17 protein-coding genes are annotated in these 23,047 nt (G+C 62.0%); 11 read left to right on the top strand and 6 right to left on the bottom strand.

From position 1 onward, the window contains the following. Positions 1–22 precede the first annotated feature (22 nt). From P0D71_RS15815 to P0D71_RS15765, 11 genes are all read left to right on the top strand, one after another. Positions 23–922: an alpha/beta fold hydrolase gene (locus P0D71_RS15815; RefSeq protein ID WP_408480903.1), complete on the top strand. Its 900-nt coding sequence runs from the start codon at positions 23–25 to the stop codon at positions 920–922. After that, positions 923–1,819 (top strand): IclR family transcriptional regulator, encoded by an 897-nt coding sequence (locus tag P0D71_RS15810; protein WP_408350844.1) that lies wholly within the window; start codon positions 923–925, stop codon positions 1,817–1,819. After that, positions 1,819–2,616, top strand: coding sequence for an SDR family oxidoreductase (locus P0D71_RS15805; RefSeq protein ID WP_408294776.1), 798 nt, complete (start codon positions 1,819–1,821; stop codon positions 2,614–2,616). The genes P0D71_RS15810 and P0D71_RS15805 overlap by 1 nt, the downstream gene beginning before the upstream one ends. Next, positions 2,609–4,267 carry a thiamine pyrophosphate-binding protein gene (locus P0D71_RS15800; RefSeq protein WP_091805491.1) on the top strand — a complete coding sequence of 553 codons (1,659 nt, stop codon included), beginning with the start codon at positions 2,609–2,611 and terminating at the stop codon, positions 4,265–4,267. The genes P0D71_RS15805 and P0D71_RS15800 overlap by 8 nt, the downstream gene beginning before the upstream one ends. After that, positions 4,260–5,090 (top strand): aspartate dehydrogenase, encoded by an 831-nt coding sequence (locus P0D71_RS15795; protein WP_091805496.1) that lies wholly within the window; start codon positions 4,260–4,262, stop codon positions 5,088–5,090. The genes P0D71_RS15800 and P0D71_RS15795 overlap by 8 nt, the downstream gene beginning before the upstream one ends. 40 nt (positions 5,091–5,130) lie before the next feature. Next, complete coding sequence (locus P0D71_RS15790) at positions 5,131–6,621, top strand: aldehyde dehydrogenase (protein ID WP_408350915.1); 1,491 nt, start codon at positions 5,131–5,133, stop codon at positions 6,619–6,621. Between the two features lie 16 nt (positions 6,622–6,637). Next, positions 6,638–7,600, top strand: a complete 963-nt coding sequence (locus P0D71_RS15785; RefSeq protein WP_091805504.1) for a VOC family protein — start codon at positions 6,638–6,640, stop codon at positions 7,598–7,600. Next, positions 7,597–8,862, top strand: a complete 1,266-nt coding sequence (locus tag P0D71_RS15780) for an NAD(P)/FAD-dependent oxidoreductase (RefSeq protein ID WP_408480902.1) — start codon at positions 7,597–7,599, stop codon at positions 8,860–8,862. The genes P0D71_RS15785 and P0D71_RS15780 overlap by 4 nt, the downstream gene beginning before the upstream one ends. Before the next feature lie 25 nt (positions 8,863–8,887). Then, positions 8,888–10,291, top strand: a complete 1,404-nt coding sequence (locus tag P0D71_RS15775; RefSeq protein WP_408294785.1) for an MFS transporter — start codon at positions 8,888–8,890, stop codon at positions 10,289–10,291. A 609-nt stretch (positions 10,292–10,900) separates the two neighbouring features. Beyond that, positions 10,901–14,374, top strand: coding sequence for an RHS repeat-associated core domain-containing protein (locus tag P0D71_RS15770; protein WP_408480900.1), 3,474 nt, complete (start codon positions 10,901–10,903; stop codon positions 14,372–14,374). A gap of 67 nt (positions 14,375–14,441) precedes the next feature. Then, positions 14,442–14,942 carry an Imm50 family immunity protein gene (locus P0D71_RS15765; protein WP_408480898.1) on the top strand — a complete coding sequence of 167 codons (501 nt, stop codon included), beginning with the start codon at positions 14,442–14,444 and terminating at the stop codon, positions 14,940–14,942. An 818-nt stretch (positions 14,943–15,760) separates the two neighbouring features. Here P0D71_RS15765 and P0D71_RS15760 read toward each other — a convergent pair. The 6 genes from P0D71_RS15760 to P0D71_RS15735 all read right to left on the bottom strand — a co-directional run bounded on the left by P0D71_RS15760 (position 15,761) and on the right by P0D71_RS15735 (position 22,763). Next, on the bottom strand, positions 15,761–17,467 hold the full coding sequence (locus P0D71_RS15760) for a J domain-containing protein (protein ID WP_408480896.1): 1,707 nt from the start codon (positions 17,465–17,467) through the stop codon (positions 15,761–15,763). Between the two features lie 6 nt (positions 17,468–17,473). Beyond that, entirely contained in the window at positions 17,474–19,183 is a 1,710-nt protein-coding gene (locus P0D71_RS15755) for an Hsp70 family protein (RefSeq protein ID WP_408480895.1), read from the bottom strand. A gap of 306 nt (positions 19,184–19,489) precedes the next feature. After that, on the bottom strand, positions 19,490–19,951 hold the full coding sequence (locus P0D71_RS15750) for a GNAT family N-acetyltransferase (protein ID WP_091805514.1): 462 nt from the start codon (positions 19,949–19,951) through the stop codon (positions 19,490–19,492). Positions 19,952–20,078: 127 nt separating this feature from the next. After that, positions 20,079–21,182 carry an NAD(P)/FAD-dependent oxidoreductase gene (locus P0D71_RS15745; RefSeq protein ID WP_408480894.1) on the bottom strand — a complete coding sequence of 368 codons (1,104 nt, stop codon included), beginning with the start codon at positions 21,180–21,182 and terminating at the stop codon, positions 20,079–20,081. 136 nt (positions 21,183–21,318) lie between these two features. Next, positions 21,319–21,522, bottom strand: coding sequence for a DUF3562 domain-containing protein (locus P0D71_RS15740; protein WP_408294806.1), 204 nt, complete (start codon positions 21,520–21,522; stop codon positions 21,319–21,321). A gap of 176 nt (positions 21,523–21,698) precedes the next feature. Continuing rightward, positions 21,699–22,763: a DMT family transporter gene (locus P0D71_RS15735; RefSeq protein ID WP_091805520.1), complete on the bottom strand. Its 1,065-nt coding sequence runs from the start codon at positions 22,761–22,763 to the stop codon at positions 21,699–21,701. Positions 22,764–23,047: the final 284 nt, after the last annotated feature.

The raw sequence follows: 23,047 nt of genomic DNA, 5'->3' as shown, positions 1-23,047 counted from the left end.
GACAACACCCGCGAAGGAAATCATGTCCGCAGTCCCGTCCCCTGCCGCTGATAGCGCCGCTCAGCACGCTACGCTCGAAGCGCGCCTTGCGCGCTTCCCGGCGCAGCAGATCTGGCTGGCGTCGCAACGCGCGGTGAGCTATCGCGAAGTGGATAGCGCCGACAGCAGCGCGCTGCCGCTCGTGCTGCTGCACGGTATCGGTTCGGGCGCGGCGTCGTGGGTGCAGCAGTTCGAAGTTCTCGGCGGCACGCGTCGCGTGCTGGCGTGGGACGCGCCGGGTTATGGCGCTTCCACGCCGGTTGCGGCCGAATCGCCGGCAGCGGCGGATTACGCGAGCGTGCTGAACGATTGGCTCGACGCGCTCGGCATCGAACGTTGCGTGCTGCTCGGCCATTCGCTCGGCGCGATTATCGCCGGGGCGTTTGCCGTGACGCATCCGCAGCGCGTGGCCGGCTTGCTGCTGCTGTCGCCGGCCGGTGGTTATGGCGCGGCATCCGCGGATGTCCGCAACACGAAGCGCGACCAGCGTCTCGCCATGCTGAACGAACTCGGCCCGCAAGGTCTCGTCGAACAACGCAGCACCAATATGTTGTCCGCTCACGCAAGCGACGAAGCTCGCGCATGGGTGCGCTGGAACATGTCGCGCGTCATTCCGCACGGCTACGCGCAGGCCACGCATCTGCTTGCCAACGCCGATCTCGCGAGTGATCTCGCGCGCCATAAAGGCCGCATCAACGTGGCCGTGGGCGCCGACGACACCATTACGACGCCCGAAGCCTGCGAGCGCATCGCGCTGGCCTCAGGCACCAAGTTGCAGGTCGTGCCTCGCGCGGGGCACGCCGGCTATATCGAAGCACCTGCCGCGTACACCGCGATCATCGACACGTTCTGTCGCACGAGCGACGGACAACGGAGCCAATGAATGACGCCCGACACCATTAGCGCCGAGCGCGACGCGGACGAAGACCGCAACGATACCGGCAACGAGACGACTGGCGACACCGCCTACCGTGTGCCGGGTCTCGAACGAGGTTTGAAGATTCTCACGGAATTCTCGCCGCGCGAGCCGGTTCTCGGCGCACCGGAACTCTCCAAGCGCCTGAAGATTCCTCGCACGACGGTGTTCCGTCTGCTGCAAACGCTCGAATCGCTCGGCTTTCTCGAGCGTGCCGACAAGGACCGCAACTATCGCCTCGGCGTCGCGGTGCTGCGGCTCGGTTTCGAATATCTGAGCTCGCTCGAACTGACCGACCTCGGCTTGCCGATCATCGAAGCGCTGCGTACTGAAACGGGGCTCACCAGCCATATCGTGATCCGCGATGGACGCGACGTGGTGTTCGTCGCCAAGGCACAAAGCCACACGCCGATTTTCAGCTCGGTGAAGGTCAACGTGGGAACGCGTCTGCCGGCTTATGCGACGACGCACGGACAGGTGCTGATGGGCGACATGACGCTCGACGAGTTGAAGAAGCTCTATCCCGAGCCGGAACTCGAGCGCTTCACGAAGCAGACGCCCGCCACCATCGACGATCTGTATGAGCGGATTCGCGACGACGCACAGCGCGGTTTCGCGATCAGCGAGTCGTCGTTCGAGCGCGGCATTTCGGTAGTGAGCGCGCCCGTGCGCAATGACACGGGGCGCATTGTCGCCGTCATCACGACGACGATTCCGCGCCACGAGATCGACGCGTCGCTGCTCGACAGCGGCCTGATCGACAAGGTCCGCCGCGCGGCCGACGAACTTTCGCAGCGGCTCAATTATCGGCCGAAAGGTGGCCCGAAATCGGGCAGCAATTACATGAAGGCATTGGGGCTCTGATGATCCAAATCGACTTGACCGGACAGGTGGCGGTGGTGACGGGCGGTTCGTCCGGCATCGGTCTCGCGACCGCCGAACTGTTTCTGCGGGCGGGCGCCTCGGTCGCGATCTGCGGCCGCGACAGCGAGCGTCTCGCACAGGCGGAAGCGGCGCTGAAGACAAAAATTCCGCAGGCGCAATTGCTCGCGCAAACCTGCAACGTGCTCGACGCCGGGGAAGTCAACGCGTTCGCGCAAGCGGTGCAGGCGCGCTTCGGCCGTACCGACATGCTGGTGAACAACGCCGGCCAGGGCCGCGTGTCGACGTTCGCCGACACCACGGACGACGCCTGGCGCGAAGAACTCGACCTGAAGTATTTCAGCGTGATTCGCCCAACCCGCGCGTTCCTGCCGATGTTGCGCGACGCGGCGAACCCTTCCGTGGTCTGCGTGAATTCGCTGCTCGCGCTGCAACCCGAGCCGCACATGGTGGCCACTTCATCAGCGCGCGCCGGCGTGCAGAACCTGCTGAAGTCGCTCGCGGTGGAACTCGCGCCGCAGCGCATCCGCGTCAATTCGATTCTGATCGGCATTGTCGAATCGGGTCAATGGCGCCGCCGTTACGCGAAAGAAGCACAGCCGGGCCAGAGCTGGGAAGACTGGACGGCGGAACTGGCGCGCAAGAAAAACATTCCGCTAGGCCGCTTCGGTCGCCCCGAAGAAGCCGCTCAAGCACTCTTTTATCTGGCTACGACGCTGTCGTCCTATACGACGGGCAGTCATATCGATGTTTCTGGAGGCGTTGCACGACATGTCTAACACAACCACCGTTGGCGAACTGATCGCCGCCTTTCTCGAGCAATGCGGCGTTCAAACCGCATTCGGCGTGATCTCGATCCACAACATGCCGATCCTCGACGCGATTCATAACCGCGGCAAGATTCGCTACGTCGGCGCGCGCGGCGAAGCCGGCGCGGTGAACATGGCCGATGGCCTGGCGCGCGTCTCCGGCGGCCTCGGCGTCGCGTTCACCAGCACGGGCACTGCGGCGGGCAACGCGGCGGGCGCGATGGTCGAAGCATTGACCGCAGGCACCGCGCTGCTGCACGTCACCGGTCAGATCGAAACCGAATACCTCGATCAGGACCTCGCGTATATCCACGAAGCGCCGGATCAACTGTCGATGCTGTCGTCGATCTCGAAGGCCGCGTTCCGTGTGCGTTCCGTCGAAACCGCGCTGCCGACGATCCGCGAAGCCGTGCGCGTCGCGCAGACTGCGCCGAGCGGTCCGGTGAGCGTCGAAATCCCCATCGACATTCAGGCTGCCGAAGTCGAATGGCCCGCCGATCTGGCCGCGCCGCACATCACTACGCTCACGCATTGCAAGCAGCGCGTTGCGCAACTTGCCGATTCGCTGGCCACGGCGAAACGCCCGCTGTTGTGGCTGGGTGGCGGCACGCGTCACGCGACGCAGGCGGTCGAGCGTCTGGTGAAGCTGGGCTTCGGCGTGGTGACCAGCGTGCAAGGCCGCGGCGTGCTGCCGGAAGATCATCCGGCGACGCTCGGCGCGTTCAACGTGCATGCGTCGGTGGAGAGCTTCTACAAGACGTGTGATGCACTGGTGGTGGTCGGTTCGCGTCTGCGTGGCAATGAAACGCTGAAGTACAAGCTCGCGCTGCCGCAACCGCTGTATCGCATCGACGCCGACGCGCTCGCCGATAACCGCGGCTATCGCAACGAGATGTTCATTCACGGCGATGCATCGGCTGTGCTCGAAGAACTCGCAACGCTGCTCGAAGGACGCATCAAGGTCGATCCGGCATTCGCGCAAGACCTCGCCGCCGCGCGCGAAAGCGCCGTCGCGGACGTGGGCAAGGGTCTCGGCCCGTACAAGCGTCTGGTCGACGCGCTGCAAGCCGCAGTGGGCCGCGACTACAACTGGGTGCGCGACGTCACGATCTCGAACAGCACGTGGGGCAACCGCATGCTGAAGATTTTCTCGCCGCGTGCTGGCGTTCATGCGCTCGGCGGCGGCATCGGCCAGGGCATGCAGATGGGCATCGGCGCGGCGCTTGCGGGTAGCGCGGCGAAGACGGTGTGCCTCGTCGGCGACGGCGGCTTGATGGTCAACGTCGGCGAACTGGCAACGGCCGTGCAGGAAAACGCCAACGTGATGATCGTGCTGATGAACGACCAGTGCTACGGCGTGATCCGCAACATTCAGGACGCGCAATACGGCGGCCGCCGCTGCTACGTCGATCTGCATCAACCGGATTTCGCGCAGTTCTGCGAGAGCCTGAAACTCACGCACTACCGCATCAAGTCGCTCGACCAGGCCGACGCGATCATTCGCGAAGGCATGGCGAAGACCGGTCCCGTGCTGGTCGAAGTGGACATGCTGTCGGTCGGCTCGTTCGCCACTGCCTTCGCGGGCCCGCCGGTCAAGGAACAGGAGCCGGAACATGCGTGACGCGGACTACGCGGGGCATCACGCACCCGTCGACGTCGCGATGATCGGCTTCGGCGCGATCGGCCAGGCGGTGTATCGCTCGGTCGCCGCCGATCCGACGGTGCGCGTGTCGCACGTGATCGTGCCGGAGCGCCATATGGCTTCGGTGCGTGAAGTAGTAGGCGACTCGGTGGATGTCGTGACCTCCGTGTCCGCTTTGAGCAGCCAGCCGCATTTCGCGCTGGAATGCGCGGGCCATAGCGCGCTGGTCGATCACGTCGTGCCGTTGCTGAAAGCGGGCACGGACTGCGCGGTCGCCTCGATTGGCGCGCTCTCCGACATGATGCTGCTCGACGCACTGTCCGCCGCCGCCGATGAAGGCGACGCCACGCTGACGCTGCTCTCTGGCGCGATCGGCGGCGTGGATGCGCTGGCCGCGGCCAAGCTCGGTGGTCTCGACGAGGTGCTGTACACCGGCCGCAAGCCGCCCACGGGTTGGCTCGGCACGCTGGCGGAACAGGTCTGCGATCTGAATACGCTGAATGAAGAGAAGGTGATCTTCGAAGGCAGCGCGCGCGAAGCGGCGCGCCTCTATCCGAAGAACGCCAACGTGGCCGCGACGATCGCGCTGGCCGGCCTCGGTCTGGACCACACCACGGTTCGACTGATCGCCGACCCGAACGTGACGCGCAACGTGCATCGCGTCGTGGCGCGGGGCGCGTTCGGCGAGATGTCGCTGGAAATGTGCGGCAAGCCGCTGCCGGACAACCCCAAGACGTCTGCATTGACTGCCTACAGCGCGATGCGAGCGCTGCGCAACCGCGCGGCCCGCTGTGTGATTTAAGCCATCAGTTGAATAGCTGAAGCAAACCGGAATGACCGACATGACTCACTTCGATACCAGCCTCGTGCCCACCGGCGATATTTTCATCGGCGGCGAATGGCGGCAAGGGCGTGGCAACCCGTATAAAAGCCTGTATCCGGCGGATCAGTCGGTCAACATGGAAATCTCGACGGCCAATGCCGACGACGCCCGCGACGCCGTGGAAGCCGCGGATATCGCATGGCGCCGTGCGGACTGGTCGGGTTTGAAGCCGCATCAACGCGCGCTGATTCTGTACCGCATTGCCGATCTGATCATGGCGCGCCACGAGGCGCTCGCACAACTGCAACGTCGAGACAACGGCAAGCCGATCGGCGAAACGCGTGTGCTCGTGGCGAGCGCCGCGAATACCTTCCGTTATTTCGCGGCCTGCCTCGAAACGCTCGACGAAGAAGTGACGCCATCGCGCGGCGACTACCTGACCATGAGCATCTATGAGCCGATCGGCGTGATCGCGGCGATTACGCCGTGGAACTCGCCGATCGCATCCGACGCGCAGAAGCTCGCGCCGGCACTCGCGGGCGGCAATGCAGTCGTGTTGAAGCCTGCCGAAGTGACGCCTTTGGTTTCCTTGGCATTGGCGCGCATCTGCGAAGAGGCTGGTGTGCCGAAGGGTGTTCTGAGCGTTGTACCTGGGAAAGGCTCGGTGATCGGCGACGTGCTGGTGCGCCATCCGCTGGTGAAGAAAGTGTCGTTCACGGGCGGCACTGAAGTGGGCCGCGGTATCGCGCGCATCGCGGCGGACAAGCTGATGCCGGTGTCTTTGGAGCTTGGCGGCAAGTCGCCGACCATCGTGTTCGACGACGCCGATCTCGATCACGCGGTCAACGGTGTGCTGTACGGCATTTTCAGTTCGTCGGGCGAAGCGTGCATCGCGGGTTCGCGCCTGTTCGTGCAGCGCTCGATTTACGACGCGTTCATGAAGCGTCTCGCCGAAGGCGCGCGCAAGTTGCGCGTCGGCGACCCGTCGCGTGGCGACACGCAGATGGGCCCGCTGATTACGGCGGCGCACCGCGAAACCGTCGAGCGTTACGTCGCGCTGGGTCTGGAAGAGGGCGGTCGTCTGCTGTGCGGTGGCGAGCGCCCGGTCGGCGATGGCCGCGAAGCCGGCACGTATTTCCAGCCGACGATTCTCGAAGGCCTCACCAACAACGCCCGCATCTGCCAGGAAGAAATCTTCGGCCCGGTGCTGGTGGCCATGCCGTTCGACGACGAAGCCTCGCTGCTGAAAGAAGCCAACAACAGCGTGTTTGGCCTCGCCGCCGGCATCTGGACGCGCGACTACAAGCGCGCCTACCGGATTGCCCGCGCACTCGAAGCCGGCACGATCTGGATCAACACCTACAAGCTGTTCTCGATCTCGACGCCGTTCAGCGGCTGGAAAGAGAGCGGCATGGGACGCGAGAAGGGCAGGCTCGGCATCCGCGAATACATGCAACAGAAAAGCCTCTACTGGGGCTTGAACGACGCGCCGCTGGCGTGGGCGAACTAATACGCAAGAGGCACGTATGACGATTCTCGGCATTGAACAGATTATTTACGGCGTGACGGATCTCGCCACCTGCCGTCGCTTTTTCGCGGACTGGGGTTTGAAGGAAGTCGCACACGACGAAACCCAGGCGCGCTTCGAAACGCTGAACGGCTGCACGGTTCTTGTCGTGAATGCGAACGATGCGTCGCTGCCGCCCGCGTTCGAAGAAGGCCCGACGCTGCGCGAAGTGACCTGGGGTGTGGCGACCAAAGCCGAACTCGACGCACTGCGTGGACGCTTTGCCGGCCAGCCGGGCCATTTCGAAACCGACGACGCCGTCGGCTGCATCGACCCGAACGGCATGGCGATTCGCGTTGAAGTGACGCGCAAGCGCGCGCTCGACGTGCACGGTTCGCCATCCAATGTGTGGGGCCAGACGTTGCGCGTCGATCAGCCGTCGCCGATTTACGAGCGTGCCGAACCGGTCGAAGTCGGTCACGTGGTGTTCTTCACGAACAAACTCGCCGAACAGGAAAAGTTCTATCAGGAACTGCTCGGCTTCGAAATGTCGGACCGTTATCCGGGCCGTGGCGCGTTCATGCGTTGCGCGCCGCACGGCGGCCATCACGACATTTTCCTGCTGGCATTGCCCAACGGTAAGCGCGGCCTGAATCACGTCGCGTTCACCGTGCGCGATATCCACGAAGTATTCGGCGGCGGCATGCATATCAGCCGCTGCGGCTGGGATACGCAACTCGGGCCGGGGCGTCATCCGGTGTCGTCGGCTTATTTCTGGTACTTCCAGAATCCGGCCGGTGGCCTGATCGAGTACTACGCGGACGAAGACCAGCTCACGCCCGAATGGCAGCCGCGCGATTTCGAACCGGGTCCGACCGTGTTCGCCGAATGGGCGATCGACGGCGGCATCGACGGCAATACGCGGCGCCAGAAAAACGCGAAGGCGCCCGAGGGCAAGTTCATGACGGAGCAGAAAAAATGACGGACGCTGCTGCTGCAAAGGCGCAAGCCGCCCATGCCGGACTCGAAGCGCCGCGCACGATCGTGGTGATCGGCGGCGGCCAGGCGGCCGGCTGGGTTGTGAAGACCTTGCGTAAGGAAGGCTTCGATGGCCGCCTCGTGATGATCGCCGACGAAGTCCATCTGCCATACGAACGCCCGCCGCTCTCGAAAGCGGTGCTGGCGGGCGAAGCGGATATCGATACCGTGCGGCTCGTCAAGCCCGACGATTTCGACGCGCTGAACGTCGAAGCATGGCAACCGGATTGCGCGACTTCGATCGATCGTGAACAGCGCATCGTGCGCACGCAGTCGGGACGCGAAGTGCAGTACGACCGTCTGGTGATCGCGACCGGCGGCGCGGCGCGCAAGTTGCCGGACTCGTTGGTCAAGACCTCGCACGTTGCTTATCTGCGCACGCTCGACGAAGCCGTCGCATTGTGCGAACGCTTGCGTGCCAGCAAGCGTGTGCTGGTGGTGGGCGGCGGCTGGATCGGCCTTGAAGTCGCGGCCACGGCGCGCAAGCTCGGCGTCGACGCGACGGTGGTGGAAGGCGCGCCGCGTCTGTGCGCGCGTTCGTTGCCGCCGATGGTGTCCGACTTCCTGCTCGACCTGCATCGCTCGAACGGCGTGGACGTGCGTTTGAACGCCTCGCTCGTGTCGCTCGAAGATCATCCGAACGACGGTAACCGCATTCGCGCCACGTTCGCGGACGGCTCGACACTCGATGCCGATTTCGCGGTGGCCGGCATCGGTCTCACGCCGCACACGGCGTTGGCGGAAGCCGCGGGCGTGAAGGTGGAAGACGGCATCGTGGTCGATCATTTCGGCGCTACCGACGACCCGCGCATCTTCGCGTGCGGCGACGTCGCCAATCATCCGAGCGCATGGCTCAAGCGCCGCGTGCGGCTCGAATCGTGGGCCAACGCGCAAAACCAGGCGATTGCCGCCGCCAAAGCATTGCTCGGCACCTTCGAACCGTATGCGGACATTCCGTGGTTCTGGTCCGATCAGTACGACGTGAATCTGCAGATTCTCGGCGACATTCCGGGCAACGCGCAGCTCGCCGTGCGCGGCGATTTGCCCGGCAAACGCGCCACGCTGTTCCATCTGGAAGACAGCGCGATTCGCGGCGTGATCGCTATCAATACGCCGCGCGAACTGAAACTGTCGCGCAAATGGATGAACCAAGGCCGGACCATCGACCTTGCCACCCTGACCGACGCCTCAACGGCACTTGCCTAACCACATCTACGGACGGCACAACGGCATGAGAACCATCGACAACACCATGGGGGACCGCAGCAGCGCCGGTGTCTCAGGCCCTGTGACCCGGGGCTCGATCATCGCGCGTCTGGAGCGGTTGCCCAAGAATGCAATGCAGGTGCGCGCGCGTATCCTGATCGGTCTCGCGACGTTCTTCGACGGCTTCGACGTGATCGCCATCGCGGCCACGCTGCCGATCCTGATCGCGAAGTGGCATCTGACGCCGTGGGAAATCGGCTTCCTGATCGGCTCCGGTTCGGTCGGGCAACTGATCGGCGCATTCGTTTTTCCGTGGTACGCGGAGCGCAGCGGCCGCGTGAAAGCGATCGCGTTGAGTTCGGGGATTATCGGCATTACGAGTATTGCTTGCGGTTTTGCGCCGACGTTCGCGGCGTTCGTCGTGCTGCGCGTGATTCAGGGGCTCGGGCTCGGCGGGGAATTGCCGGTGGCCGCGACTTACATCAACGAGATCAGCCGTGCGCATGGCCGTGGCCGCTTTGTGCTGCTGTATGAAATCGTTTTCCCGGTCGGCCTGCTCGCCTCGAATGCGTTGGGCGCGTGGATCGTGCCGCGCTTCGGTTGGCAAGCCATGTACTTTATTGGCGGCATGCCGTTGATTCTGTTCTTCGTGCTGCGCAAGCTCGTGCCGGAATCGCCGCGCTGGCTCGCCGAACGTGAGCGCATGGCCGATGCGGATGCGGCGGTGCATGTGTTCGAACGTGCGGTCAAAGGTCCGCTTCCGCCGGTCACGCACTCGGCTGAATTCGAAGCGATGGCCAATCGGCACCCGAAGCGCCGCATGGGCGACCTGTTCGGTCCCGCGTATCTGAAACGCACGCTGGCGGTGGCGATGTTGTGGATCACCTGCGGCTTCATTCAATACGGTCTCTCGACGTGGCTGCCGACGATCTACCGCACGATTTATCACGCGCCGCTGCAACTCGCGCTGAATCTGGCGGTGGCGGCTTCGGTGCTCGGCGTGGTGGGGTCGCTGACGTGTGCGTTGCTGGTCGACAAGGTGGGGCGTAAGCCGATCATCAACCTGTCGTTCGTGGCATGCGCCATTTCATTGCTGCTGGCGGGTGTTTTCCACGATTCGTCGGTGTATGTGGTGGCCACGTTCTGTGCGCTTTCGCTGGGCTTCCTTGCATGCGGCTTCATCACGGCCTATGTGTACACGCCGGAACTTTATCCGACCAGCATCCGAGCGATGGGTTGCGGTGTCGGCGGCGCGTGGTTGAAGGTGGCGGCGATTTTTGCTCCCGCTATCGTGTCCAAGACGATGATCGGCGGCAATTTGCAGGTTGCGTTCTATATCCTCGCGGCCGTGCCGTTCCTCGCGGCGGTGGCGGTGCATTTTCTGGGTATTGAAACCAAGGGCAAGGTGCTGGAGCAGCTTGAGGCCTGAGGTATGTCGGTTCGGGTTTGAGGTGGGAATGAGTTTTGGTGGGCGGTTGATGTTGTAGTACCGCGATAGCAGGAAGACGAAGGGCGCACTGGGTGGTGCGCCCTTTCGTTTTTGGGGGTGTGAATGTCGGAAGATTCCTAATTCAATTGAAGATATATCCGCTATAAATCGGTTTTGGCTTTCGATATCGTCCAGGTAGTTAGCAAAGCTACAGGTTGGTGTAATGGTGATATCGATGAAGAATTCTTTTCGATGCCCGCGCCTTTTCCTCCGCGCGCGGCGGGTTGCGAGTGGTGGCGCGGTGGCCGCGGTGGCCTGTCTGCTGGCTTCGGCCATGCCAGCTTGCGCTGACGAGATCACTTACGGATACGACGTGCTGGGCAGGCTCACATCTGTTTCAGTTGCGGGCGCAACCGCTTATTACGACTACGACGCGGCTGGCAATATCACGGCGATCCGTAGGCAAGCGGTGGTGTCAGCCACGCCTTCTACGCGCAGTGCCATCCCTGTGGGGCCGGCCGGCGCTCGAGAACCCGTTTCCGCGCTTGCCTCTACGGCAACCAGCCTGCGCTAGCCGAGCACGTCCCCTTCTTTCCACCCGGGAACTCCATGCAAGTCTCCGATGCCTTGGCGGTGCGTCGTGCGCTGCTGCGTCCGTTCGTTCTGTTCTTCGTTGTACTGCTGTCGTGGTTCGTGGCGCCGCACGCGCGTGCGAACGACTATTGCAATAGCCGATACATCGCCGCCGGTGCTTATCCGGCCGATCCGCAATGCCCGCTGAAGGCCGCGGCCGCTGACTTTGGCGGCATGGGCGGGTACGTGTGCGGCGATCCCAATGTGATCGCGGAATATTGCAGCGGCCCATCAGGCAGCGATACGACAGAACCCGCTTCGCCTGAAGGCAGCATGCCCGACGCGGGACAGAACAATTGTTCGAGTGACGCCACGGCTGGTTGCGGCAATAGCACCTCGGGTGCCGATCCGGTGAACCTGTACACAGGCCAGTTCTACCAGTACGCGCATGACCTGACGGTTGCCGATACGGCTGGAGGGATCGATCTGATACGGGTCTACCGTAGCGGCGGATACGACGCGTCGGGCAATCCATTGGCCGGTTCCTTCGGCGTCGGAATGAGTTTTACCTACGACACCGTCCTTGCTATGAGCACCGACCGCCAGCGCTTCGAACTGCGCGAGGCATCGGGCATTCGCGTGCCATTCACGCCGCGAGCGGGAAGCACGAAGATTTGGGACGATCTGACGAGCCCCGGCGAGTACTACCGCGCGCGGATCGATGCCGTCGGCAGTTCAGGTATGACGCTGACCCTGCGCGATGGGCGAACTCAGCAGTTCACCATGTTTGGTGGCGTCTATCGTCTGGTCCGGTTGCAGGACCGCAATGGCAACGCCGTCGTGATCGCACGCGACAGCAAAACGGGTGCGGTTACGATCGTCAGCAGCCCGAATGGCCGCGCCTTCAATTTCAATTTCATCACAGGTAGTCGCGGCACGCCGCTGGTGTCACGCGTCACCGATCCGCTCAAACGTGAAGTCACGTACCAGTACGACACGCAGGACCGTTTGATCCAGTTCACCGACGCGGGCGGTGGCGTATGGCGATACGGCTGGGACAACCAGAGCCGCCTTGTCACCGTCACCGATCCGCTGGGCAACGTTCAGGTGAGCAATACCTACGGAAATAGCGGCGACCTGAAGGACCGCGTGGTCTCGCAGAAGCTCGCTGACAACAGCACGTTCGGCTTCGCATACACGGTGGTGGAAGGCAACGTTGGGCAGACTGAAGTGACGGACCGCCGCGGCAGTGTCCGCCGGCTGGAATTCGATGCGAATGGTCACGTATTGCGCAATACCTATCCAGCCGGGCTCGATATTGCCCAGGTCCAGACCTTCGCATATGACGCCACCGGCAGGGTGACGAACCGCACATGGGCCGATCGCCGGTACAGCTATGTCTACGACACGAATGGCAATCGCGTCAGCGAGGCCGATCAATACGGCACGTTGGTTACGCGTAGCTTCGACAGTTACAGCCAGCTGCTCACCGAGGCGCAGGCCGGCGACCCGCAGCGCGGCGTGAGCACGGTCTACGCGTATGACGCGAAAGGCAATCTGCTGACTGTCACCGACCGGCTGGGTAACCGGACGACGTTGACGAACGATAGCCGTGGGCGACCTCTCACGGTGACCGACGCCCTCAAGGGCGTGACGAAATATGTTTGGACCGGCGCTGATCTGACCAGCATCACGGATCCGCTAAACCGTATTACGCAATTCACGACTGATGCGGTTGGGCGGCTGACGTCGGTGCAGGACCCGCTCGGCAATACGACGCGGCGCACGCTCGATGCGCTGGACAGGACTACGGATGTCATCGACGCCGCAGGCGGGGTGAGCCACTTCACGTGGGACAGTGGCGGTCAGCTGCTCAGTCAGGCTGATCCAAAGGGTGTCACGACGCGCTACACGTACAACGCGATTGGCCGCCCACAGACTAAAACCGATCCGTTGGGGCACAGCGAGACGTATACGTGGAACAGCGCCGGGCAGATCGAGTCCGTGACCGACCGCAAAGGTCAGGTGACGAGCTTCACCTACGATGCCGCTGGCCGTGCTTTGCAGACGGACTTCCGGACGGAGACTGGAGCGCTGCCGGTTCGAAGCTGGGCGTATGGCTGGAATGATGCGCTCGACAAGCTGAACGGCACCCGGGACTTCATTCCTACCGCGGACGGCCGGGACCAGAAGGAAGTCGATACGGTGTTCCGCTACGACAGCCTTACCGGCAAGCTGATCCGCACATTGGAGATCCCGACGTTTCAAGGAATATGGACGTATCGCTACGCGCCCGACACCCGAGATCTGGCCGGCATCGATATGGATCGCGCGACGGTGAACTACAGCCGGGATGCGGAACATCGGGTGACCCAGATCCAGTACGAGGTAAACGATGAAGCGCCGCGTACGTTCAATTACACGTACGACCCGCTGGGGCGGCTCGGTCAGGCCACGTTTGCCAATGGCATCGTGGCAGCCTATACGTGGGACCCCGCGAGTCAATTGACTGGCATCACCTACCGGCGTGCAGATGGCAGCGTCCTCGGCGACCTGACATATGGCTACGACCTTGCGGGCCGGCGCACGAAAGCAGGTGGCAGTCTTGCGAAGGTCAACCTGCCGCAAGCGGTGAGCGACGCGCAGTACAACGGCGCGAATCAGTTGACGCACTGGGCGGGCAAGACACTGTCGTATGACCTGAACGGCAATCTCGCCAGCGATGGTGTGAATCAGTTTGGGTGGAACGAGCAGAATCTGCTGACGCAGATCGACGGTGGCGTGACGGCCAGCTTCAGTTACGACATGTTTGGCCGGCGCAATGATCGCACGGTCGATGGCCACCGCATGCAGACGGCCTGGATTGGCGATGAACTGAACTTCATGGTGGCGGATGGTGACTGGTCACAGCGTATTCGCGTGTTCTCGCCTTATCAGGCAGGCGGTCCGGATGAACTGACGTTCCGGCGCATTGGTGACGACGCGAGCCAGGACAGGTATGTGCTGCGCGATGCGAATAACAATGTGATCGCGTTGACGGATGCGGATCAGCAGGGTCGGACGCAGTACAGCTATGAGCCTTACGGCGCGACGGTTCTGACCGGCGTTGCGGATCCCAATACGCAGCAGTACACCGGGCGGGAGAATGATGGGACGGGGTTGTATTACTATCGGAATAGGTATTACAGTCCGGCGACCGGACGGTTCATCAGTGAGGATCCGATAGGCTTCGCGAGTGGGCAGACGAATGCGTATGCTTATGTGGGTGGCAATCCGGTTCAGTTCGGTGATCCGTTTGGCGAGTCTAAACTCATGCCCATTACGGGCGGGCCGCCGGGCGGCTTTATCGTTCATCCGTTTAAACCCAAGGTGAACTACTACGATTCAAATGGTGATTTGTCGGCTCAGTATCATGGTGACCATTCTCATGATGGAATGAGGCCGCATGGTCATAACGCCGGACCGAATTTTGACCGCGATGAAGGGTTTCTGCTTTGTCCGATCCCTTAAGAATGGATTTTGATTTGGGCGTTGACGCGCGATCCATGCTGTCGACGCCCTCGCCAGAAGCGAGATCTTGACCGATCGCAATCTAAATGGTTCAACGGGTGCAGACACCATTGCGGAATGGGGCCAAATAATGTGTGAAGTAGATGACTATGGGTGGGGCGAGGTTGGCAACGCCATCTTGTTAAAAAAGGTATTTGGATACTGGCCGGCTTTCCACGATGCACATGTGCTGTCTATCAAGATGGAGTACGGAAAACGCGGCGCCCGAGAGCTAGATGTCGCAATCGAATTGCGACATTGGGGCCAGGATAACCCAAACTGGGTTGCAGGTGGACCAGACTGCGTCATTACACTGACCCTCCTTGAGGTAAAGATCGCAGACGTATCTATGGACGCTTTCGTTCACGATAACTCCGTAGGTGACGTTTGCTTCACGAGGACAGACGACAACCTGTTGCTTTTTGAACTTGATCCTAATAGTGGCGCCAGCGTTTTCCTTGCGTGTACATCTGCTGAAATTACTCGAATAGAGCCATATTGCGCGTCAGGTTCTTCAAGTACGATGTGACCCGTCAACGTGTGGTCGGCGCGAGGGCGGCACAGTACCGTTTGTTCACTATCGGAATAGGTATTACAGTCCGCAGACGGACAGGTTCATCAGTGAGGATCCGATCGGGTGGGCGAGCGGGCAGACGAATGCATGCTTATCCAGGCGGGAACCCGGTGTCAAAGACTGACCCGTTTGGGCTTGGACCATGGGACCAGAAGTATGGCTTGTCGAATACCTATTGGAATTGGCTCCATCGGCAAGATGGGGGTTCGTTGATCACAGACTTTAAAGACCCGCGGACCGGGCAGGTGCCGAAAGACACTGCGTTGGAGTACTACAAGATCTATCTTTTAGAGACCGGGCAATGCGGGTGAAGGCTCAATATTTGTGAGGTGATGAACTTTATGCCTGGTTGCATTTTTTGTGGATCTGGTGCGGACTTCGATGTAGACGGATTCTTGGTGTCCTCGCCGTGGTCCGGTATAGCAGACATATTTCGACGCGGGCCGACTGGCAATGCATACCGCCCCATCAGAGAGTCCTCGTTCCTACAAATCGCTGTGTCGCCAATTGACGAGCATCTCCTTGAACCGCAGATTAATGCGACACTCAGTTTCTTGCGAAGCTACGAGGCTGAAGTGAGGCGGCTGGCCAGGTTTCCAGGGGTGGACGCGGTCGCGTTCCGCATGGGCCTCTTCTGGTTGCCCGACACAGCTATTTACCCGATTTCGCTCACGCCATCGTTTCTCAAGGCAGTTGGCGACGTAGGTGCGACCGTTGACATATATGTTTATGCAAGTGACGGCGTAAATTAGGTTGAGCGTTGTTCCCTCCACCTACCCCACCCGCCGCCTGCACCCTTCAATCACCCACACACTCATCAACCCCGCGCCCGCGCACGCGACGATATCCGGCTTATAAATCGCCAACGCCATCCACACGAGATTCGTATAACCGCGAAAAAACGCTGGTATAGCCGCACGCAGATCGCTCCAACGCGTCGTCGCCAGTACGCCACCCGCCGCCGACATCACCGCAAACAAGGCCCACGCAAACTGTGTCGCGCGCGCTTCGCGCTGTACCAGCAACACGATCAACGCTGCGAACCCGGCGAACCATACAGGCACACAGGCCCAAAACACAGGCGGCCGACGCGCAACCCATTCGCGCCATTCCGCCTGCGAAAACGAAATGAAGAACGCGAACAACACGCCGTGCGCATAAGGCATCAACCACGCATGCGAGTCCGTAGCGATCCAGTGCCCGGCAAAGCCCAGCGCCGTCGCACTGAAGGCCGCAAGTATCGCGAGTTCCTTCACAGGCGGCCACCCGTAAATCAACGCAGCCCAAATCGTGCAGACCCCTAGCGTGGCCATCGCGATCGAAGTCGATCTTCCGCTGCCGTCTTCGCACAGCGCAATGGTGGTCGCACCAAGCCACACAGGAACCCACCCATAGCGCAGCCAACCGATCGCGCGTAACGCCCGCAGTTTTTGTTGCTGGCCTTCGGACAGCAACACGGTGGCGGCAGCGACCATCACCAAAGCAAGCATGAGTGTCGAAACAAGAATGCCCAATTGAGCCGGCGCCCACTGATCGAACCATCGGCCGCGACTGGAATTGAGCGAAGCATCGGCAAACAGCAATCCGCACCACGCATTCAGCGCGAGCGCCGGACCAAGCAGGCGGCCCGCGCTAATGCGAAACTTGAGGCAGCGGCCCCAGAAATCGACCTTCTCGGCATTGAGCCTCAGCCGCACGACGTTGGGATGGTAACGGCATAGCGCGATCAGCAGTTGCTCCATCTCGGCGCGCACGCCGGCACGAAGCAGCGCTCTGGCGCCGACCGTCATTTGAGGCAATGGCCTTTCGAGCAACGCCATCGCGTTGGGAAAGCGCAGGCGCAGCGCGTCATAGTCCTCGTCGGCAAACACGCGGTCCAGCGCGAGCGCCGCAATGGCCGCATTGCGCCGCCGCAGGTGCGTCGCGTTGTCCCGCCAGCCGAGGACCGCACTTAGGTTCGTGCGCAGCGTTGCCGGCGTGTCCTCGTTTAGACAATGGCACAGCGCCTGCCATTCGAGTTCGTCGCGCGTCGGAATGTTGATAACGCGGGCAAATAGATCTTGCAGTGTCCGCCGCGACCCGAGATCATCCGCGTGCGCGACGAAGTTTTGCCAGAGTTGGACTGCGGTTTCGAAAGCGTCCAGTTCGCGAGCGGCCTGAACTTCAGAGGTGTCGGCCGTAATGGACAGCATCACAGGCGCTTTTGTGGATATCTGCGTCGGTTCGGTCAACTCCGCGGTCGCGATGCCGTCCACATTCACCTGCGTGGGCGCCGTGGTCGATTCCTGTGCGGCCGTACCGCTCGCCATCTGCAACGCGGACTCATACGCATACCGCAAACGCTGAAACGCCTCGGCATCTTCGTCCGGACGCTGTTGCTTTAACAGCCGCGCATAGGCGCGACGCACCGCACGCTCGTCGGCATTCGACTCGATGCCGAGCACGTCCCAAGGCCAATGATTGTTCGCAATCGTGTTCATGGCCGCTCAATAAGTCACATGCACATCGAAGCGGTCGAGCAGCGCGCCCAGTTCGCCGCGCGCCTGCGCGATTTCATCGGCATTCTGATGCTCGATCAGCGCCTGGAAGCGAGCGATATGCGCGGCCAGATATTGCCGATGGTCGCCCAGCGTTTCTTCGTAGACACGGTCCGCGCGCGTCAACAACGTCCGGTTCTCGAGTTGGTCGCGTGGATGAATCTTCAGCGCGCTCAATGCAGCGAGGCGCTCGCGGATTTCTTCCGGCGTCATCACACCGGGGTTCTCTTCAATCACCATTGCGCGTTTCTTGCCGTCCGGAAACGCGGTGGCTTCCACTTCGAGCACACCGTTGATGTCGTAAGTGAAGCGCACATCCGCGCCTGCTTCGCCCGCTGGTTTGAGCGGCACTTCGAGCGTGAATTCGCCGAGCGATACGTTGTCCGCGGTCAGCCGCGCTTCGCCCTGAAACACCTTGAGGTTGAGTATCGGCTGACGGTCGCGCACGGTAAAGATGCGCTGCATGCGGCTCACCGGCACGATCGTATTGCGCTCGATGATCGGCAGAAAGTGACCCGGCACGAATTGGCCTGGACCGACTTGCATGGCCGTGTCGATGCCGAGGCTATACGGCGCGACATCGGTCAGCACCATTTCGTCGAGCCCGCCGTCGCGTCCAACGAGACCGGCCTGTACCGCAGCGCCGAGTGTGACCACCTCGTCCGGATTCAAATGTCCGGTGGGCAGGCGACCAAACATCTTCGAGACCAGCTTGCGGACCATCGGCATGCGCGACGCACCACCCACGAGAATGATCTCGTCGAGCGCAGCCACGGCGATTTTCGAATCGCGCAAGGCGCGTTCCACCGGCTTACGCAGCCGTTCCAGCAAATGCTCGCAAGTGCGCTCCGCGGCGGCCGCGTCGAGCTGGAGCGTGTACTTGTCGTCGCCGGCTGCAAGCTCGAGGGTGACGCTTTCAACGCCGCTCTGCGTGAACTGACGCTTCGCACGTTCGGCCTGCTGATGCAGCCGCTGTGCTGCAACCGGCGCGAGCGATCTGACCTTGAGGCCGTTGCGCTGGCAGAACAACTCGACCAGTGCCTCGGTGAAATCTTCACCGCCCAGAAAATTGTCGCCGGTGCTCGCGCGCACCTCCATCACACCTTCGAAGAAGTCGAGCACGGAAACGTCGAAGGTGCCGCCGCCGAGATCGAAGATCAGAAATTTGCGCTCGCAATCGCGTTGATGCACGCCATACGCCAGCGCGGCCGCTGTCGGTTCGTTGACGAGACGCAGTACATTGAGACCGGCCAGTTCCCCGGCGATGCGCGTGGCTTTACGTTGTGCATCGCTGAAATAGGCGGGCACGGCGATCACCGCGTCGCTGATCGCTTCGCCGAGAAAAGCTTCGGCATCGGCCTTCAATGATTTGAGTACGAGAGAAGACAGCTCTTCGGGGCGCAGCGTTTGCGCGCCGAGCGACACGGTGCGGCTCGTGCCCATGTAGCGTTTGAAGTTTGCAGCGGTACGTTGCGGATGCGTATGCAGGCGATCGTGGGCGGGGCGGCCGACGAGGATCGAGCCGTCGTCGTCGATGGAAACGCACGAGGGCGTGAGCGTCTCGCCTAACGCGTTCGGGATGAGGACAGCGTGATTGTCGCGCCAGATTGCCGCGAGACTATGCGTGGTTCCAAGATCGATGCCGATGATCGAAGGCATGTACGGTTTCCGATTCGTTTGCGCCCCTCCGTGAGGAGACCGCCCAGGTTTTCGCTGATGCATTGCGTGGAGCCGGGTGCAGCTCCGTCCAATGGCGATAACGGCAGACCGCACGCAAACTTGAGCGGCGCGGACAAAAGGTCGCTGAGGGAATCGGATCGTGGGATGCGCTGCGCATGGCGGCGGGATGATCGGCCGGACATGCGAAAGCGGCGAGCCGTGCGTGGCACACGGCGTGGAGAGAGGTACTCGAAGCGCGCTAGACGAGCGTGCTGCGCGATAGCGATCGCTATCGCAACGTCGACATCACAGCGCTTTGCGATAAACCACGAAACCCGAGCGGTCCGCGACCTGGTCATACAGCTTCATCGCCGTCTGATTGGTTTCGTGTGTCTGCCAGTAAACGCGCTGCGAACCATCGGCTTTGGCGCGTGCATATACCGCCTCGATCAATGCTCGGCCCACGCCTTTGCCGCGTTCGCTATCGAGCGTATAGAGGTCCTGCAGATAGCAGATGGGTCCCGCCATGGTGGTGTGACGGTGATACAGAAAATGCACGAGACCGAGCAACTGGCCGTTGCGTTCGGCGACCATGGCATGCATCGGCTCATAGCCGTCGAAGAAACGCCCCCAAGTGATTTTCGTGATTTCGCGCGGCAAGGCTGTTTCGCCCGAGCGGCCATAGAACGCGTTGTAGGCGTCCCATAGCGGCAACCACGCGTCGAAATCGGCGGGTGCGACAGGGCGGATCTGAATCGGGCCTGACATGTTTGATTCCTCGTTAGGTGAAGACTCTCAAACCGTCAGCATAAGAAATTTGTCGCACGATTGTTAGCTCCACAAAGCGGCCAGAACTTGGAGCCACGCGCAGGGTGATCGCCTCCGCCATGGCGCGCTAGACCGTTTCCGCCTTGAGCCATCGCGTGAGCAGCGCATCGTCGCCGGTTTCCAGCGACTCCGCGATTCGGCGTCCCACCGCCGCGCCGAATTTATATCCGTGTCCGGAGCAAGCCGACACCACTAGCGTGTTGCCAATCCGCTTCGAAAAAAACCGCTTGTCCGCCGTGAAGGTGTACGCGCAGGTTTTTACTTCGGATACCGTATATTCTTCTATGCGGCCGAACGGCGGCGAAAACATCCGGCGCAAACGGTCGCCCTCGCCAGGCGCGGCAACGCGATTGGCGTCGGGGTCCAGCGCAAGCGTTTTATTGACACCCGCACCGAACTTCAGACCGACGCCGTCGATTGGTGGCAGCACATAGCCGTCATTCTTGCCGCCAATGTCGACGATCGCGGGTGCCGTCGACCACGCGTCTTCCAGATCCGCCGGCGGCTCCAGATAAGCGACGGTATTGCGATAAGTCATCAGGTTTTCGGCGAGCGCCGGGAACAGTTGCAACGTCCATGCGCCCGCGGCGACCACGAGCTTGTCGGCACGCACGAGAGTGTCGTCTTCGAGACGCACGGAAGCGGTGTGCGGATCGACCGCGAGCACCTTCGTGTGCATGCGAATATCGGCGCCGCGCATCTTGAGCCACGCTTTCATGTCGCGTGCAATGCGTTCGCTGAACAGCGCACCACCGTCGCGATCGAAGTAAGCATAACGAAAGGTGTTGGGGTCGAGAAAGGGAAACCGCGCGGCGGCATCGCGTGGCTCAAGCCTTTCATACTCGAAATTCATGCGGTCGAGTCCGGCGCGGAACTGCTCGGCGCCGTCGCCCGCGAATTGTGAAATGCCGAGTACTCCGCAATTTGCATAGTGTGAAACGCCGAGGTCGTTCCACAGCAGGTCCCAGCTGTCGAACGCCTCGGCGATGGTGTGCGCGTAGCCGTCCGCATCGCCGTAGGCACGGCGAATCATGCGATGCCGGTCGCCTGAAGCGGCGAGTGGATTGGGAATCGAGCCTTGCTCGATCAGTGTGATGTCGTGTCCCTGTTTTGAGAGCGACCACGCCGTGCTCAAGCCGGTAATGCCCGCGCCTACGATTGTTATCCGCATGCCAACTCCCCCCAGTCAATGGTCCTGGGTCAGAGTCTAGCAGCGGGAAAAATAATCGGCGCGCGTTGCGTACGTTCGCGCGCGAGTCTATCCAGACGAAATGTTCAGCGAGCAGGGGGCTCCGCGCGCCGCGGTGTCAGTGTTTGCGGTCCGCGCTATGACGAAGCTGATTGCGGACTTTTTTCGCCGCAAAGAGCGGTACGTAATCGAATACACGCGCGTCCTGACGATAAACAGCCAGGATGTCCGCGTACAGCTTCGAGACCGTTTCCGTTGGCGTGTCGGTTTCCTCGGCGATGCTTCTCACCAATTCGTCTACGTTGGGCTCGGGTTGAGACATGGGCTTCTCCAAGGGTGCCAGGCAGGTTGGACGGACACAGCGCGCACAGCAGGAGTTTCATTAGAGGATGCGATGCACGGGCATGCCAATTGAATCGATCTATCACATGATTCAATTCACAGAGATTTTTGTCTTGCGGTGCAGCAAGTCACCGTGTGGCGCGGCTAGCCGGAAAATCAATGCGTATGCCGGTGGTGAATATCTGGGAAATGCGCGTGCGCATGCGTGATGGGTGCATGTTGGTGCGGATGCGTGTGCGGCTCGGCGCCGTCCCACGCGAAGTCGTGCTCGTGCTGATGATGCGCGTCGTGCCGGTGACGGTGCGTATGTTCGAGCGGATCGTGCGTGTGAGGATGTTCGTGACGCTCGCGAATGTGCAGCCACACGCCCAACGTCATCAGCGCGGCGGCGATCCAGAACAGCGGCGGCGGCATTTCCGGCCAAAGCAGCCACGACAAGGTCACGCCGAACAGCGGCGCGACGGAGAAGTAGGCGCCCGTTCGCGCCGTGCCGAGATTGCGCAACGCGACGACGAACAGCACGAGGCTGACGCCGTAGCCCGCAAAACCCGTGAGCATGGCGAGCGCGACGGTCGGCACGCTCGGCCATGCGGCACCGAGTACGAACGCGAGCGTCACGTTGACCGAACCGGCCACGAGCCCTTTTACGCAGGCGATGAACATGGCGTCGTGCGCGGATACCTTGCGCGTGAGGTTGTTGTCGACGGCCCAGCACGCGCACGCGCCAGCCAGCAGCAGCGTGCCGGGCGGCAGGCCCGCCGCGCCCGGCTGCCAGGAGAGCGCCACGCCGCCCGCGACGATCGCGGCCATGCCGAGGAACACCTGCACGTCGACATTTTCGCGAAACACGACCCAGGCGATCAGAGCGGTGAACACCCCTTCCAGATTGAGCAGCAGGGAACCGGTGGCGGCGGGCGTTGTTTTCAGACCCAGCATCAATAAAGCGGGCCCCACGACGCCGCCGGCCACGATCGCGCCGGCCAGCCACGGCACCTCGCGTAACGGGAAGCGGCTGTGGTCGGCCGGTTGCCCGGTGCGCCCGCCTTTGAGCCGGCGCGCCAGAATCAGGGCGGCAAGGCCCGCGCCGCTGCCGAGATAGAACAGCCCGGCAAGCAGGAACGGCGAGAGCGAGCCGAGCAGCGCTTTGGCGAGCGGGGTCGTCGCGCCGAACAGGGCGGCGGCGAGCAAGGCGGTAAACGCGGCATTGAAGCGGGAAGGCATGAGCGGGCGATTCAGGTAGGAGAGGGCGTTGCAGACACCTCAATGCTAACCGGATGGCGCGGCTTACGCTGCGCTGAACTGCCGTTTTGGATAGAAACTCCCCGAAGGCAGGATCGGCTAGCCTCGAAGGCAGGGCGGTCTGATCGCCGGAAACTGTCCCGCACGCGCCGAGCGTCGCCCGCACATGCTTTGCAGGGTCGCCGCGCGGATTCGCGGTCGGCGCGCGCATCCATCCGGCCCCATCGAACGTAATACCTTTATATCCGCTACGTTCGAGGCCATTG

The organism is Paraburkholderia sp. RL17-383-BIF-A (assembly GCF_046028015.1).
GTDB lineage: Bacteria > Pseudomonadota > Gammaproteobacteria > Burkholderiales > Burkholderiaceae > Paraburkholderia.
This window is presented reverse-complemented; position numbering and strand designations above follow the sequence as displayed.